The sequence below is a fragment of the Brevibacterium samyangense genome, from assembly GCF_039529845.1.
In the GTDB taxonomy this organism is placed as follows: domain Bacteria; phylum Actinomycetota; class Actinomycetes; order Actinomycetales; family Brevibacteriaceae; genus Brevibacterium; species Brevibacterium samyangense.
This window is the reverse complement of sequence record NZ_BAAANO010000020.1, coordinates 196,056-210,107: the sequence shown is the minus strand read 5'-3', so window position 1 is coordinate 210,107 and position 14,052 is coordinate 196,056. Positions and strand designations below refer to the sequence as shown.

The 14,052-nt window shown below is 68.4% G+C and carries 17 protein-coding genes; 12 read left to right on the top strand and 5 right to left on the bottom strand.

Annotation, left to right across the window (positions count from 1 at the left end):
- Entirely contained in the window at positions 1-1,077 is a 1,077-nt protein-coding gene (gene trpS, locus ABD172_RS11635) for a tryptophan--tRNA ligase (protein ID WP_344309816.1), read from the bottom strand.
- A gap of 249 nt (positions 1,078-1,326) precedes the next feature.
- Here trpS and ABD172_RS11630 point away from each other — a divergent pair, with 249 nt between their 5' ends.
- Positions 1,327-1,599 (top strand): hypothetical protein, encoded by a 273-nt coding sequence (locus ABD172_RS11630; protein WP_344309814.1) that lies wholly within the window; start codon positions 1,327-1,329, stop codon positions 1,597-1,599.
- A complete protein-coding gene (locus ABD172_RS11625) occupies positions 1,596-1,850 on the top strand; it encodes a YbdD/YjiX family protein (RefSeq protein ID WP_344309812.1) in 255 nt (84 codons plus the stop codon). The genes ABD172_RS11630 and ABD172_RS11625 overlap by 4 nt, the downstream gene beginning before the upstream one ends.
- 115 nt (positions 1,851-1,965) lie before the next feature.
- Here ABD172_RS11625 and ABD172_RS11620 read toward each other — a convergent pair whose 3' ends face one another.
- Positions 1,966-2,757 (bottom strand): type 1 glutamine amidotransferase, encoded by a 792-nt coding sequence (locus ABD172_RS11620; protein ID WP_344309810.1) that lies wholly within the window; start codon positions 2,755-2,757, stop codon positions 1,966-1,968.
- A 60-nt stretch (positions 2,758-2,817) separates the two neighbouring features.
- On the opposite strand from ABD172_RS11620, the gene ABD172_RS11615 reads away from it, so the two are divergent.
- A complete protein-coding gene (locus ABD172_RS11615; RefSeq protein ID WP_344309808.1) occupies positions 2,818-3,705 on the top strand; it encodes a hypothetical protein in 888 nt (295 codons plus the stop codon).
- Positions 3,706-3,738: 33 nt separating this feature from the next.
- On the opposite strand, the gene ABD172_RS11610 is transcribed toward ABD172_RS11615, so the two are convergent.
- On the bottom strand, positions 3,739-4,809 hold the full coding sequence (locus ABD172_RS11610) for a PLP-dependent cysteine synthase family protein (RefSeq protein WP_344309806.1): 1,071 nt from the start codon (positions 4,807-4,809) through the stop codon (positions 3,739-3,741).
- A 216-nt stretch (positions 4,810-5,025) separates the two neighbouring features.
- Between ABD172_RS11610 and ABD172_RS11605 the strand changes: the two genes are divergently transcribed.
- Positions 5,026-5,481: an Hsp20/alpha crystallin family protein gene (locus ABD172_RS11605; protein WP_344309804.1), complete on the top strand. Its 456-nt coding sequence runs from the start codon at positions 5,026-5,028 to the stop codon at positions 5,479-5,481.
- 147 nt (positions 5,482-5,628) lie between these two features.
- Here the strand turns inward: ABD172_RS11605 and ABD172_RS11600 are convergent, their stop codons facing one another.
- Positions 5,629-5,859: a DUF1653 domain-containing protein gene (locus ABD172_RS11600; RefSeq protein ID WP_344309802.1), complete on the bottom strand. Its 231-nt coding sequence runs from the start codon at positions 5,857-5,859 to the stop codon at positions 5,629-5,631.
- A 64-nt stretch (positions 5,860-5,923) separates the two neighbouring features.
- On the opposite strand from ABD172_RS11600, the gene ABD172_RS11595 reads away from it, so the two are divergent.
- The 4 genes from ABD172_RS11595 to ABD172_RS11580 all read left to right on the top strand — a co-directional run bounded on the left by ABD172_RS11595 (position 5,924) and on the right by ABD172_RS11580 (position 9,652).
- Positions 5,924-6,604, top strand: a complete 681-nt coding sequence (locus ABD172_RS11595; RefSeq protein WP_344309800.1) for a hypothetical protein — start codon at positions 5,924-5,926, stop codon at positions 6,602-6,604.
- Between the two features lie 471 nt (positions 6,605-7,075).
- Complete coding sequence (locus ABD172_RS11590; RefSeq protein ID WP_344309798.1) at positions 7,076-7,597, top strand: cyclase family protein; 522 nt, start codon at positions 7,076-7,078, stop codon at positions 7,595-7,597.
- A gap of 101 nt (positions 7,598-7,698) precedes the next feature.
- On the top strand, positions 7,699-7,938 hold the full coding sequence (locus ABD172_RS11585) for a TM2 domain-containing protein (protein WP_344309796.1): 240 nt from the start codon (positions 7,699-7,701) through the stop codon (positions 7,936-7,938).
- A gap of 376 nt (positions 7,939-8,314) precedes the next feature.
- Positions 8,315-9,652, top strand: coding sequence for a type 2 periplasmic-binding domain-containing protein (locus ABD172_RS11580; RefSeq protein ID WP_344309794.1), 1,338 nt, complete (start codon positions 8,315-8,317; stop codon positions 9,650-9,652).
- 158 nt (positions 9,653-9,810) lie between these two features.
- On the opposite strand, the gene ABD172_RS11575 is transcribed toward ABD172_RS11580, so the two are convergent.
- The gene (locus ABD172_RS11575; RefSeq protein WP_344309792.1) at positions 9,811-10,629 is read right to left on the bottom strand and encodes an exodeoxyribonuclease III; all 819 of its coding nucleotides are present in this window, start codon (positions 10,627-10,629) and stop codon (positions 9,811-9,813) included.
- A 293-nt stretch (positions 10,630-10,922) separates the two neighbouring features.
- Here ABD172_RS11575 and ABD172_RS11570 point away from each other — a divergent pair, with 293 nt between their 5' ends.
- The 4 genes from ABD172_RS11570 to ABD172_RS11555 all read left to right on the top strand — a co-directional run bounded on the left by ABD172_RS11570 (position 10,923) and on the right by ABD172_RS11555 (position 14,002).
- Entirely contained in the window at positions 10,923-11,417 is a 495-nt protein-coding gene (locus ABD172_RS11570) for a GNAT family N-acetyltransferase (protein WP_344309790.1), read from the top strand.
- A gap of 121 nt (positions 11,418-11,538) precedes the next feature.
- Positions 11,539-12,000 carry a dimethylamine monooxygenase subunit DmmA family protein gene (locus ABD172_RS11565; protein WP_344309788.1) on the top strand — a complete coding sequence of 154 codons (462 nt, stop codon included), beginning with the start codon at positions 11,539-11,541 and terminating at the stop codon, positions 11,998-12,000.
- Positions 12,000-13,001: a PDR/VanB family oxidoreductase gene (locus ABD172_RS11560; protein ID WP_344309786.1), complete on the top strand. Its 1,002-nt coding sequence runs from the start codon at positions 12,000-12,002 to the stop codon at positions 12,999-13,001. Before ABD172_RS11565 ends, ABD172_RS11560 begins: the two co-directional genes overlap by 1 nt.
- The gene (locus tag ABD172_RS11555; RefSeq protein ID WP_344309785.1) at positions 12,998-14,002 is read left to right on the top strand and encodes a heme-dependent oxidative N-demethylase family protein; all 1,005 of its coding nucleotides are present in this window, start codon (positions 12,998-13,000) and stop codon (positions 14,000-14,002) included. Before ABD172_RS11560 ends, ABD172_RS11555 begins: the two co-directional genes overlap by 4 nt.
- Positions 14,003-14,052 lie beyond the last annotated feature (50 nt).

The window sequence follows — 14,052 nt, the reverse complement described above, 5'->3', positions numbered from 1 at the left end:
TCAGCGGTGGAGGAATCCCACGCGTTCGTACGCGACCCGCACAGTCTCGTCGGCGATCGCCTGCGCCTTGTCCGCACCGGCGAGGAGGATGCGTTCGAGTTCCGCGCGGTCGTCGAGCAGTTCGAGCGTGCGTTCGCGCACCGGGGCGAGCTTCTCGACCGCGATCTCCGCGAGGCCCACCTTGAGGTGGCCGTACATCTTCCCCTCGTACTCCGCGACGATCGAGTCCACGGAGTCCCCGGTGAGCGCCGAGTAGATGGTGAGGAGATTGGAGACTCCCGGCTTCGCCTCGGGGTCGAAGGCGATGACGGTGTCGTTGTCCGTGACGGCACTCTTGAACTTCTTCGTGAGGGCCTTCGGTTCGTCGAGGATGTTGATGAGACCGGCCGGGTTCGCTGCGGACTTCGACATCTTCGAGGTCGGGTCCTGGAGGTCGTAGATCTTCGCGGTCTCCTTGAGGATCCCGGCCTCCGGCACCGTGAAGGTCGCACCGTACCGATGGTTGAAGCGTTCGGCGAGATTGCGGGTGAGTTCGAGGTGCTGCCGCTGGTCCTCCCCGACCGGGACGACATCCGCCTGATAGAGGAGGATGTCCGCCGCCATGAGCGCGGGGTAGGTGAGGAGGCCGAGGGAGACGTTCTCCTTCTTCGCCGACTTGTCCTTGAACTGGGTCATCCGCTGGGCCTCGCCCAGACCGGTCGTGCACTCGAGGATCCACGAGAGCTTGGGGTGGGCGTCGACGTGCGACTGGACGAAGATCGTCGAGCGCTCCGGATCGATCCCCGCCGCAATGAACTGCGCAGCGGTGCGCAGAGTCCGCTCACGGAGTTCCGCCGGGTCCTGCTCGACGGTGATCGCGTGCATGTTCGCGATGAAGTAGAAGGCGTCGTGGTGTTCCTGGTGCTCGACGAACTGCTGCAGTGCGCCGATGTAGTTGCCGAGGTGGAGCGAGTCCGAGGTCGCCTGGATCCCGGAGACGGAGCGGGGAAGCAGCTGCCCCGACTCCGCGGCGGCGTCGTGTCCGGCCGTTTCGGCGGCGAGGGCGGCAGTGGTTTCGACGGAGGCGGCAGCAGTCATGCGCATATTCTGCCACCGCGGCGGGCGCGCCCGGCAAATCCCGCGACGCCGACGCGTGGTCCACATGGCGTTCCACTATATGGACGGCAGGGATTTCCTTCGGATTCCGAATGGAACAATGCTCCGAGTCGTACGTCACACGACCGCCTTCCCACGTACTCTGGGACGCGACATGAACCGTGTCCGCCGTCCCGGGGTTCTGTACCCCGCGCACAGGCCTCATTCGGTACGACGGAGGGGGTCGGCGCGATGAATGCGGTCGTCCGCAACACCTTCATCCAGGGTTCGCTCTCGATCGTCTTCGCGGCGGTCGTCCTCCTGGTCGCCTTCATGGCGATCTGGGTGTCGATGCGCTCCATCGGCAAGACACTGCCGACGACGGAGGAGCCCTTCGTGCCGACGAGGACCTTCGCCCCGGCCGGACTCCTCATGACGAAGGCCGAGCGCGAGGTCCAGGAGCAGCGGAACGCCCACGACGCCGAACACGGGATCGACCGGACGAAGCACGGAGCACACGCATGAGCACGGAAGCCACTGCACACGGCAGGACCGCCGAGGCGCCCCTCGCCACTCGCGCGCTCGGAACCCTCGCCCGCGCCGTGCGGGGTGTCCACTGGTACGTGAAGGAACTCGTCGGCGAGAACGGGTACCACCACTACCTCGCCGCGTACGAACGCCGGCACGGCACCCGCGCCGACGCGATGACCGAACGCGAGTACTGGCGGGACGTCACCGACCGACAGGACCGGGAGCCCACCTCCCGCTGCTGCTGAGGGTCCGGCTGCTGCCGAACGCCCGGCCCCGCCGGGCCCAGGGCCGGAGGACGAACGCCCGAGGCGCCCCACCGTTCTCGACGGTGGGGCGCCTCGGGCGTTCACGGGCGGGGCATCATGCCGACAGGCGCTCCCGCACATGGGCGACGAACGCCTCGGCGACGGGTCGGAACGCGTCCTCCATCCCCTGCTGCACTGCTGCGGTCTGCCCCTCGACGGCATCCGCGGTGACATCGGCCCAGTCCTCGAGATCCGGGGTGAGCGCGCTCCAGTGCGCGACGAGGGCCGGATCGGATTCGGGATGGAACTGGGTCCCCCATGCCTCGCCGATGCGGAAGGCCTGGTGCGGGGCCGCCGAACCGTCCATGAGGTGCCGCGCGCCTGCCGGCAAGGTGAAGTGGTCCTGGTGGAAGAGCACGGTGGGGACCGGGTCCCCGTCCGGCAGTGCGGAGAACACCGGATCCGTGGTGGCCTCCGTGCGCGCGGCGACGTCGAAGGCACCGACCTGCGGCGCCTCGATCCGGCTCACCTCTCCCCCGGCGGCGGCCGCGAGCATCTGGGCCCCGAGGCAGATGTTGAAACTCGGGAACTCACCGTCGGCCGATCGGGCGAGAAGCCCGCGGACCTCGGGGAACCAGGGGTTCGCCTCGTCCTCGAGGGCGTTCGCCTGTCCACCGAGCACGACGAGCGCATCGTATGTGCTGCTGTCGGGGATCTCCTCCCCGCGGTCCGGCCGGACGATGCGCAGGACCGCTCCCGCGTCCTCGAGCCACGTGCCGAACCGGCGGATGTCGGTGCCGTCCTCGTGCTGGACCACGAGGATCCGGACGGGGACCGGCGGCGCCTCTGCCGGCGCCTCCGAGGTGGCCGGGGACGGAACGGACGACGGGGTGGAAAGAGCGGTCATGGACTGAAGAATACTGCCGCGCCGGGTGCTCACCGGCACCGAGTGCGCGAGGATGGACACATGGATATCACGGAGGTGGACCCGTTCGGCGAGGACGAGCTCGACACGATCGACTCGTTCAGCAGGTGGCGCATCGAGAACCCGGATTCGCTCGAGGACGTGCTCGCGTTCCTCGACCGCGCGGCCGGTGACGATGCCGAGAACACCGTGCACCACCGGTTCCTCGTGACGCTCGATGCGCTCGACCAGTGCGTGTACACCTCGATGCACGCGGCCGAGGACGAGGCGCTCCGGCTCGACGACGTGGAGGTCGAGGACACTCCGGAATCGCTGCACGCGTTCGACCGGGCGCAGCTCGCGCACATCGTGTCCCGGTTCACGGATCCTGCGTTCCGTGTCGAAGCACCGTCGCTCATCGGGCGGCTCCCCGCCGAGGACGCGGACATCGAGGTGCTCGCCCGCCTCAACACGGACCCGGACGACGCACTCGATGCCGTTCTCATGGTGCAGGCGCTCCCCCTCGAACACGTCGGCGATCCGGACGACGACCCGTCCGGGCACTCCGCGGACCTCCTCGCGGGCCTGCCGAACGGGTACTTCTCGGACGACCTCGACGTCTTCGAGAACCACGCGCTCGTGCGGCACCTCGCCGGGGAGTACGGATACCGCCTGTTCGGAATCGGCGCCTCGCTGCTGGGCCTCGTGCGGCCGGAGCCGCTCGGCCCGGAGGCCGCCGCCCACCTCACCGGGGATCTCGCCCGCCTCTACGGAGGCGCCGAGGCGCCCGCCTGGTCGGACTTCACCGCCGCCGTCTCCTCCGGTCGGGTCCTCCTCGTCGGGTACACGTCCGGATTCGCCGAGGGGTTCGGTCCGCCGTCCGCGGGAGGCGACGGTGCCGCGGACGAACGGGGCGCCTCGGCGGACGCAGCCGCGGATCCCGGACGCTGAGGTCCCGATGCGTCGAGGCGTTGGGGCCGTGGCTCAGATCTCCCGCCACTGCCCGGTCGCGAGGAAGTGTTCGGTCCGTTCCCGGTACGGGGTGAGATCGCTTCCCTGAGCGGCGACCCACTCGTCGTCGAAGTACGTGTGGGCGTAGCGGACGCCGCCGTCGCAGATGAGTGTCACCACAGACCCGGTCTCGCCGCGTTCGCGCATTCCGGCGATGATGCGGAAGGCCCCGGCGAGGTTCGTCCCGGTGGAGCCGCCCGCCCAGTGCTGCGAGATCTCCCGCAGGAGGCGGACGGTCGCGATGGACTCGGCGTCGGGGATCCGGAACATCTCGTCGACGACGGTGGGAACGAACGACGGTTCCATGCGGGGCCGGCCGATGCCCTCGATGCGCCCGGGCAGACCGGTCGCGTGTTCGGGGTCGCCGGACTTCCAACCGCCGTAGAAGGCGGAGTTCTCCGGGTCCGCAACGGCGATCCGGGTGTCGTGACGGTGGTAGCGCACGTAGCGCCCGAAGGTCGCCGAGGTCCCGCCGGTGCCCGCACTCACGACGATCCACGCGGGTTCGGGGTACCGCTCGAGGCGCATCTGGGCGAACACGCTCTCGGCGATGTTGTTGTTCCCCCGCCAGTCGGTCGCCCGCTCCGCCTGGGTGAACTGGTCGAGATAGTGCCCGTTGCACTCCGCGGCGATCCGTTCGGCCTCCGGATACATGTCGAGGGGCCGGTCGACGAAGTGGCACTTCCCGCCGTAGAACTCGATGAGCTCGATCTTCTCGCGGCTCGTCGACCGCGGGACGACGGTGACGAACTCGACGCCGATCATGCGGGCGAAGTACGCCTCGCTCACCGCGGTGGACCCGCTCGAGGCCTCGACGAGGACGGTGTCGGATCCGATCTTCCCGTTCACGAGCCCGTAGAGGATGAGGGACCGGGCGAGGCGGTGCTTGAGCGATCCGGTCGGATGCACGGACTCGTCCTTGAGGTAGAGGTCGATCCCCCATTCGGCCGGCAGCGGGAACACGTGGAGGTGCGTGTCCGCACTCCGGTTGGCATCGGCCTCCAGCAGCCGGATCGCTTCATTCACCCACGCGCGTTCACTCATGCGCACCATGCTAGGCGGCGGATGTTTCCGTGACGTCCGGAGCGTTTTCAGCGGACACTCATCGAAGTTGAGTGCCATTCACTCAACTTTGAGGTTCGGCGCGGAATACCGCACCCGTGGGCCACGTTGTGCCGGGCGAAAGGTTCGCAGGCGCAGCGGTCCACCAGGAACGGTCGCCGATCCCGGCACCGGCGCCCTACACAAAGGAGGTATGACATGGCCGGCACTCTCACCCGCATCGACCCCTTCTCGCTCATCGACGAGGTCTTCGGATCGATGCGTTCACCGTTCCTCGACACCCGTGATCGTCGGAGCGGATTCGTTCCCGCGCTCGACGTCTCGCGGCACGACGAGGATCTCCACGTCCGCGTCGATCTGCCGGGCCTCGACCCGGAGAAGGACGTGAACATCGACCTGTCCGGTCGCACTCTCACGATCTCCGGCGAGCGCCGCACCGAGTCCGACGAGGACGGCATCCGGGAGGTCCGGTACGGCTCGTTCAGCCGCACCGTGACGATTCCGACGGAGGTCTCGCCGGAGAACGTCACCGCACGGTACGAGGCAGGCGTCCTCACCGTGACGGTCGCCGGGGTCTACGCACAGGAGCAGCCGCACCGGATCCCGATCACCGCAGGTGACGCGGACGACCGGAAGGCCGTGACGGCAGGCTGATCCCCGGCTCGGAGTGCACCACGCCGTACACCACAGCGCTCCGTACCGGAGTTCCGACGGGCTGGGCGGGGGAAGCACGCGCATCCCCCGCCCGGCCCTCGTGTGTGCGGTCATCGTCCGCCTCCCGCGCGTGCGGTCGCCGTCCGTTCAGGCCACCCGCCGGAACCGCGGCCCCGTGTAGTCCTCGCGTTCGACGTGCTCCGTGAACATCGCGAGGGGGCGGATCCAGAATCCGTAGTCGCCGTAGAGGGCGCGGTAGTAGACGAACGGTTCCTCGGTCTCGCTGTGGAGACCGACGCCGTACACCTCGTAGCGATTGCCCTTGAAGTGCTCGTAGATGCCCGGTTCGATCCCGACCGGCTCGCTCGCCAGTGCCATGACAGTGCCTTTCGCGTGAGAGGGTGGAGCACCGAGAAGACTACGGCCCGACCGAGGAGTGCCCGTGACAGAGACCCAGCCGTACCGCGACCTCGCGGCCCTCATCGCCGAGATCCCGACGGGCCGGCTCCTCGAGTACTTCGAGCAGGGCACATATCCGTATGCACCCGAGGAGGATCCGTTCGCCGCGGAGTTCTTCACCCGGTTCGCACTCGTCGAGCGCTACCGCGCGGCGCCCGACTTCAACCTCCCGGCTCCACTCGAGGAGCCGAAGGTGTTCCTCTACCGCTACGGGAAACTCACCCGCGAGGTGGCGGCCCGGGAAGCCGCTCCCGGCGCGGAGCAACCCACCACCGTCGAGGACCTCACCCCGGAGCAGACACGGCTCTCGCGGTGGCGGACCATCCTCGAGGAGTACCTCGAGATGTACGACCTGCAGTCGATGGACGACGACGGCGAGCGCCTCATCTCCGACGAGGACTTCGATGCGGTGGCCGCCCTCCCGTTCCGGTCCCTGCTCGACGCTGCGGAGAGCCTCGTCCGGCCGTTCCTCGACGACTCGGCCGATGCCGAGGATCTCGCAGACACTCCCGGACTCCTGCTCATCACCGCGTTCGAGCTCACTCTCGTCTCCGACCTCCGCCCGGCGATCACCCGCATCTTCCGTGACGAGATCACGTTCCGCCTCGACTGGAGACAGGGCGTCCTCGAGTCGGAACGGGATGCGCTCGGAATCGAGGAGTGAGGCAGCCGGTCCCTCCTCACTAATGCCCCGACCACCGGCTCCATGAGCCCGGTTCCACGGGAAACCGAGCGCTTGATCACATGCCCGAACGCGTGATCGGGTGGTTTTAATCCAAAGATCCGTCGGGCACTCCGGTCCGGCGGAGATGAGAGCACCACACATGTGGGGCGGGTGACGACAACGGCGTCGCACCTGCCCCACATGTCTTGCCCGCCGCACCTCTCACCGGCTGTAACTACGCGACCCGGAACGGAGCATTCTCATGACGGAAACGACCCCGCGTACTGCCACCCCGCTCACCGAACTCCTCGCGGAGGCACCGAAGAACTGGCACCGTTGGGGTGCCGAGGACGAGCTCGGTGCCCTCAACTTCCTCACTCCCCAGGAGGTGCTGCGCGGGGCCGCGGAGATCCGTGACGGACACGTCTTCACCCTGCAGCGCCCGCTCGGTCACGCGCGAGTGTCCTCCCAATGGCCGAGCACGGTGCCGTCGGCCGCGCCGTCCTCCTCGACTTCGCGCGGTTCCTCGGCGTCGAGTCCGTCGATCACGGGCACAGTTTCGACCTCGAGGACGTCCTCGCGTGCGCCGAGGCGCAGGGCACCGCGATCCGCCCGCACGACATCCTCGTGTTCCGCACGAACTACCTCCAGCGCTTCTACGACGAGGGCGCGGAGTTCTGGACCCGGTACGACGAACCGGGCCTGCGGTACTCCCCCGCCCTCGTCGACTGGTTCCACCGGATGGAGATCCCGAACCTCGTGTCCGACACGATCGGGAACGAACCGACGATCCATCCCGAGCACGGCACCGCGCTCGTCCTCCACAGTGCGCTCATGCGTAACCTCGGGGTCGCGTTCACGGAGATCGCACTTCTCGAGGATCTCGCGGCCCACCTGGCGGAGACCGGCCGGTCGTCCTTCTTCTACGTCGCCGCTCCGCTCAAGATCCCCGAGGCGAGCGGTGCACCGGTGGATCCCATCGCGATCACCTGATCTCCCCCGCCGGATCGTACGGGTAGCCCCACCCCCTCGGGGGAATCGGGTGAGCCGGGTCCGCGTTACTGTGGATACCGACCTCGATCAGGAGAAACGCCATGACCCCGAACCCGTACGCCGTCGTCCCTGCGAAGGATCCCGGGCTCGCGCTCGTCCTCACGATCCTCGGCTTCTTCTTCGTCGCCGGGCTGCAGTACTTCTACATCGGCAAGATCTGGAAGGGCATCTTCTTCCTGCTCACGCTCGGTTTCTTCTACATCGGCACCGTGATCTCGCTCTTCACCATCCGCGACGAGACCGCCCGGGTGAACGTCCGCCGCGCCTCCCGCGGGTACTGAGCCCGGCGGTCGCCGGCCCCACCTGCCCGCGACAGCGGCGACACCAGTTCTGTGCCCCGGACATCGGGAATCGCTTCCCGATGTCCGGGGCACTGTGCTGTCACGGCGGACCGCCGAGGTGCCTCGGCCCTGGCACCGCGCCGCGGGCGGACGGCGCCTCGGGCTCGGCCCTCCCCGAACAACCAGTCCGCAGCGGCCCGTGAAGATTGCATTTCGTCGACCCGGGAGCGATGACGCCCCCCGTCGCGCGGAGTGGATCGGAGGAGACGGCCGGCCCGGCTGCCGGACATGGACTTCATCGAGAGGCTTACTGAACGTACGATCAGTTTTGAAAGCGCGATCACCCGGATCGCACCATCACCACAACGGAGTGACGATGACCGACCGCACCACGATCTTCTCCACGGACCCCGGAACGGGATCCGCCACCGGCCCCGCCGGGGACCGGCGCCCGCGTGCCCTCGCACTCGGCGCCTCGGCGTTCGCCCTCGCACTCGGGTTGGCCGGATGCGCCGGGTCCGCCGGCGGCAGTACCGGTGGAGGCGATGAGGCTGCAGGCGTCGACTACGGCGCGACTCCCGAGGAGTATCAGGCGGCCCTCGCCGACATGGACCCGGTGACGCTCACCTACCAGCCGGGGTCCGCCTCGGCACAGGGCTTCACCGGGGAGGGCGAGACCGCCTTCACCGAACTCGTGCACGAGTGGTCCGGCGGGAAGATCACCCTCGAGCCCGTCTGGGGGCAGGCGATCGCACCGTTCGACGAGGTCACGGAGGCCGCGGCGGACGGGCGCATTGACATCGGGACCGAGATCCCGATCTACACCCCGGCGAAGTACCAGGCGATCAACGACCTCATCAACCTCACCCCCTCGAAGCCGGCGAGCCCCTACTTCACGGAGATCGCCACGACCGCAGCAATGCTCGAGACGAGCTGGAACACGCCGGAGATCATCGACAACTACACAGAGATGGGGGTCGAGGTCCTCCGCCCGACGTTCTTCGAGTTCTCGAATGCGCTCATGTGCACCGAACCGGTGACTGCTCTTCCGGACTTCGCCGGCAAGCAGGTCCGCGTCGGTTCCGCCGCCGACCTCACGATCAACGAGGCACTCGGATCGAGCGGCGTCTCGATGCAGTTCGGCGAGGCCTTCGAGGCGCTCCAGCGCAATACCGTCGACTGCACCTTCGGCGGTCTGCGCATCGGTTCCGAGTACGGCTTCCTCGAGGTCGCCTCGCACGTGACGTTCCCGAGCGAGGGCGCATGGGTGCGGAACCCGACGGCGATCGTCGCGGGACCCGGGTACCAGAACCTCCCGCTCCCGGCACGTCAGCTGATCTTCGACGCATTCTCCGTGTCCAACGGCACGACGCTCGAGGCGATGCTCCAGTGGAACGTCGAGGCCATGAAGAAGGTCGAGGAGTACGGCGGCTCGGTCTCCCGCATGGAGCCCGATGCCGAAGCGGCGTTCGAGGGCGCCGTGTCGTCCCTCGAACAGAAGACCGTGGACTCGACCGCGCTCGACGGCGCTCTCGCCCTCGAGACCTTCAATGCGAACTACGACAAGTGGATCGGGATCGCGGAGGAGCTCGGGCTTCCGCAGATCGACGACTACATGGAGTTCAAGGACGCATACGAGTCCGAACCGATCGAACTCGACGAGTTCTCCGCACGGATGTTCGAGGAGATCTACCTCCCGCACCGCCCGAGCTGACCCCGCTCGAACCGGCCGAGGGCTCCGGCCCGAGACAACGCCCCCGGACAGCACTTTGCCCCGGATACCAGGTTTTGGAATCCGGTATCCGGGGCACAGTGCTGCTATCGGCAGCCGGCCACGGTCGGACACGGCCGGCCACAGTCGGCCCAGCGGCGTCAGACGAGCGCGGGCAGGTCGTAGTCGATGACGAGCGGGGCGTGATCGGACCAGCGCGAGGCGTAGTCGGGAGCGCGGTCGACCCGGGCGACGCGGGCGAGCTCGGCGAGTTCCGGGGTGGCCATCTGGTAGTCGATGCGCCAGCCGGCGTCGGTGTCGAAGGCCTTGCCGCGCATCGACCACCAGGTGTACGGACCGTCGATGTCACCGGAGAGCGCACGGTGGACGTCGACCCATCCGAGCTCACCGAAGAACCTGTCGAAGTACGCACGCTCCTCGAGGAGGAAGCCGGCCTTCTTCCGGTTCGCCTTCCAGTTCTTCAGGTCCTTCTCCGTGTGGCACACGTTGAGGTCACCGGTGACGAGGGCGTGGTCCGCATGTTCCCGGATCTGCGGCATCCGCACGAGCATCTGCTCGAGGAATCGGTACTTGTCCACCTGCTTCGGGGTGTCGACCTCCCCCGAGTGCACGTAGGCGGACACGACGGTGAGGAGCTTGCCGTCGGACAGGCGGTAGTCCGCCTCGATCCAGCGTCCGGCGGCATCGAAGTACTCGTCACCGTTGCCGACCCGGACCTCGACGGGCGCAGTACCGCGGGAGATGACGGCGACGCCCGCCCGGCCCTTCGCCTCGGTCGAGTCCGCGGAGGCTGCGGTGTACCCGTCCACGGCATCGAGGATCCCCAGTGCGATGTCGTTCGCCGCCCGGACCTCCTGCATCGTGATGAGATCCGCGTCGACCCCCTGGATCCACGGCTCCATGCCCTTGCGCCAGGCGGCCCGGATTCCGTTGACATTCACTGTTGCGATCCTGATCATGCGCCCAGTTTTCCACGTCGCCGCGGCCCGGGCGAACCCGTCCCACACCCCACGCAGGGCCCGTCCCGCCGGTGACCTGCGGGTTTACTGCGGCATGTGACGCAGGCCGCACGGGGCTCTTACTACACGGCGTAGAGTGGTGCTACATTCAAGGCCCCCGAGGCGCCCGGCCGGACCGACAGGAACTCCCCGGCGGGAACTCCGAAGGTGGACGTCTCCCCCCGACGGAGTCCTCCTTCTTCGGAGTCACCACCACGGCTGCACCGGACGCCTCACGGATTCAAGGAGGAATCATGGCCGTCGTCGACATCACCCCGATCGACCGAACCCACCTCGTCATCAGCCCGCTCGACGAGGTCGATTCCCTGGAACTGCGCGACTTCCTCGTCGGCGAGCAGCAGAAGTTCTGGGGAGAACGCGACCTCAGCGAGGACCACGATCCCTTCTGGTTCCGACAGCTCGCCGCCGGCGGTCTCGTCGCCCGGTACAAGAACGAGATCGTCGGTTACCTCCTCGGCGTCGTCCCGAAGGAAGGACCCGCCTTCATCCATCTCGTCGCCGCCCGGGACGACTTCCGCGGCCAGGGCATCGGCCGCGAGCTCTACACCGCCTTCCTCGATCGCGCGCGGTCCTTCGGCGCCTCCGAGGTGCAGGCGACCACGGAGCCGGAGAACGCCGGCGCGATCAGTTTCCACTCGTCCCTCGGATTCGAGGGCGAGCGCATTCCCGATTACGCCGGAGCAGGGCGCGACCGCGTACTCTTCAGCCGCGCCTTGAACGGCCACTGAGCCCGGTCCGACGGGTCCTCCCGCACACCGGCCCGGCTCCGTTCCCCGTCGGTCATCGACCGTTACACCGGGGAAACCCCCAGGCTTCCGGCGTGTCACGGACCTCTCGTTCACTGGAACCGTGACGCACTGGACGCTTCCGCGAACCCTGAGCGCCGAGGACGCCGACACGCGCATGCGTGAGGGCACCTCGGCGCTCTCGGTCGTCTTCTCACCGGATGCCCCCGCCACCGCCGAGGCGCTCGCGGCATTCTCCCGCGACCTCGCCTCCGCCTCGGTCGGGGTCCGCATCCGCATCACCGGCCCGGAGGCCGACGTCCACGCCGCCGCCGCGGTCGCCCTCGAACAGGGGGCGCTGCCGGAGGAACTCGTGCTCGTGTGCGACGCCGTGATCGACGAGGCCCCCGTCCGTCGGGTGTTCTGCGTGCACTGCTCGCACATCACGCGTACCGAGGCGCCGATCGACGGCACCTGTGACTGCGACGGGTGTGGAAAGCGCCTCGGGGTGCACCGTCACTTCAGTCGTCGGCACAGCGCCTACATGGGCACCGCGGCTTCCTCCGTCCCGGGAGCGCCGGCCTGATGACGACGATCACCGCACCGTCCGCTGCACCGTCCCCCGCCCTCCGCGACGGCCTCGACCTCGTCGTCGACCGGATCCGTGATCTCACTCCGGTCGTCCGCGAGGTCACCTTCCGCTCGGCGGACGGTGCCGAACTCCCCGGGTTCACCGCCGGTTCCCACCTCGTGGTCGAGTGCGCGGGAGAACGGGGCACCCGGACGAACGGCTACTCACTCACGGGCGAGGGCCTCTTCCCCACCCGGTACACGATCGCGGTCCGCCGCGACGACGCGGGGCACGGCGGCAGCCTCTTCGTCCACGGCCTCCGCTCGGGTGACCGCGTCCGCACGTCCCGGCCCCGCAGCGCGTTCGCGCCGATCGTCTCCGCACGTCGCCACCTCCTCATCGGTGCGGGCATCGGGATCACTCCGATCGTCTCCCATGCGAGGGCCGCGGCGCGCACCGGCACCCCTGCCCTGATCCTCTACCGCCACCGTCCGGGCGAGGCCTCCCATCTCCGCGAACTCCGGGGTCTCGCCTCGGCCCACCGCCACCTCGAACTCCGGGCCGTGGGCTCCCGCGCGGACTGGGACACGGTGTTCGCGGACGCTCTCCGATCGCAACCGCTCGGCACCCACCTGTACGCCTGCGGACCGAACGGTTTCACGGACGCCGTGCGGGAGTCCGCGATCGCGGCCGGTTGGCCGGACGGTCGCCTCCACTTCGAGGCCTTCGGTGCGCAGACCGAACCGGGCGAACCCTTCGTTCTCCGGCTGGGCAGGTCCGGTGAGGAACTACCGGTGTCCGCCGGCGACTCGGGGTTGGAGGTGCTCGAGGCCTCCGGCCGAACGGTGCCGAACATGTGTCGGCAGGGTGTGTGCGGAGAATGCATGTTGTCGGTGCTCTCGGGCACCCCCGATCACAAGGACCTGTTCCTCTCCCCCGAGGAGAAGGAATCCGGCCGCTACGTCATGTGCTGTGTGTCCCGGGCGACCGGGCCGACCCTGGAGGTGGACCTGTGACGGTACCGACGACCGAGGTGGGTGCCTACCCCGGCTCCCTCGCACGCTTCCCGTTCTCGATCCCCGAGGGCCCCTTCGTCTACCGATCGAACGTCGAGCCCGCGCTCGTTGCCGAGCACACTGCCGCGGGCTCCTGGGGAGGGACGCTGTTCGACGTGAATCCCCTGTGGGACGCCGAGGTGGCCCTCCGCCGACAGGTCCTCGCGGCCGATCCCCGCCGGGCGTTCGCGTCCCCGCACATGCACCTCGCCCAGTGGGACACGCTCGTCCTCATGATGGAGCACCTGAACGCGGTCGACCCGTGCACGTTCCGGTACGCACGCGACGGGGCGCAGATCTCGTGGACGAACGGCCGCACCGGAGACACCCTCGAGTGCACCTTCGGTGACGACTCGACACTGCCGGCCGCCGGGACGGGCCGGCGCAGTGCCCTCCACTACATCGGTACGCAGGTGCCCGAGGACATCGTGCTCCTCGACCAGCGCGAGGGGCAGCTGTGGTTCGACGCGGGACTCGTCACCTACGCCTCGGCATGGTCGATCGCATTCACCGCGGGGATGAGTTTCACGGACATCCACGGCCCGGTCCCGCGCATCAAGGAGGAGGGTGTCGTCGGCCGTGCCGAACAGTTCCTCATGCGCCTCACCCCGGAGAAGCCCTACCGGCGGACGAACTTCGCGTTCTCCCTCGGGCGCGACCTCGACATCTCGATGGAGGTGTCCGACCGGTGGCTGCCCGCGAAAGAGGCCGCGGTCGACGCCCCGGACCTCATGGAGCGCCTCCACGGACGGGTCGAGGTGCAGCACTTCTTCCGCCTCCCCCACTCGGGCGCGGTCATCATGACCGTCCGCACGCACCTCGAGAGGCTCACCGATCTCGTGACAGTGCCGGAGTGGAAGGCCCGGCTGCGCGAGTACTTCACGACGATGCCTGCGGACATCCGCCTCGACAAGGGAATCACCCGCTACGAGGACCGTCTGCTGGAGTTCCTGGACTCCTGATCCGGCACTGGTTCGGTGCTGGTTCGGCGCCGTCGGGTGGCCCGGGCTTC

Bases quoted from the DNA above. Each gene is read 5' to 3' on its own strand.
- ABD172_RS11605 (WP_344309804.1), top strand. From the start codon at position 5,026: ATGGCCGGCACTCTCACCCGCATCGACCCCTTCTCGCTCATCGACGAG.
- ABD172_RS11575 (WP_344309792.1), bottom strand. From the start codon at position 10,629: ATGATCAGGATCGCAACAGTGAATGTCAACGGAATCCGGGCCGCCTGG.
- ABD172_RS11600 (WP_344309802.1), bottom strand. From the start codon at position 5,859: ATGGCACTGGCGAGCGAGCCGGTCGGGATCGAACCGGGCATCTACGAG.
- ABD172_RS11590 (WP_344309798.1), top strand. From the start codon at position 7,076: ATGGCCGAGCACGGTGCCGTCGGCCGCGCCGTCCTCCTCGACTTCGCG.
- ABD172_RS11630 (WP_344309814.1), top strand. From the start codon at position 1,327: ATGAATGCGGTCGTCCGCAACACCTTCATCCAGGGTTCGCTCTCGATC.
- ABD172_RS11620 (WP_344309810.1), bottom strand. From the start codon at position 2,757: ATGACCGCTCTTTCCACCCCGTCGTCCGTTCCGTCCCCGGCCACCTCG.
- ABD172_RS11610 (WP_344309806.1), bottom strand. From the start codon at position 4,809: ATGAGTGAACGCGCGTGGGTGAATGAAGCGATCCGGCTGCTGGAGGCC.
- ABD172_RS11580 (WP_344309794.1), top strand. From the start codon at position 8,315: ATGACCGACCGCACCACGATCTTCTCCACGGACCCCGGAACGGGATCC.
- trpS (WP_344309816.1), bottom strand. From the start codon at position 1,077: ATGACTGCTGCCGCCTCCGTCGAAACCACTGCCGCCCTCGCCGCCGAA.
- ABD172_RS11570 (WP_344309790.1), top strand. From the start codon at position 10,923: ATGGCCGTCGTCGACATCACCCCGATCGACCGAACCCACCTCGTCATC.
- ABD172_RS11615 (WP_344309808.1), top strand. From the start codon at position 2,818: ATGGATATCACGGAGGTGGACCCGTTCGGCGAGGACGAGCTCGACACG.
- ABD172_RS11585 (WP_344309796.1), top strand. From the start codon at position 7,699: ATGACCCCGAACCCGTACGCCGTCGTCCCTGCGAAGGATCCCGGGCTC.
- ABD172_RS11560 (WP_344309786.1), top strand. From the start codon at position 12,000: ATGACGACGATCACCGCACCGTCCGCTGCACCGTCCCCCGCCCTCCGC.
- ABD172_RS11625 (WP_344309812.1), top strand. From the start codon at position 1,596: ATGAGCACGGAAGCCACTGCACACGGCAGGACCGCCGAGGCGCCCCTC.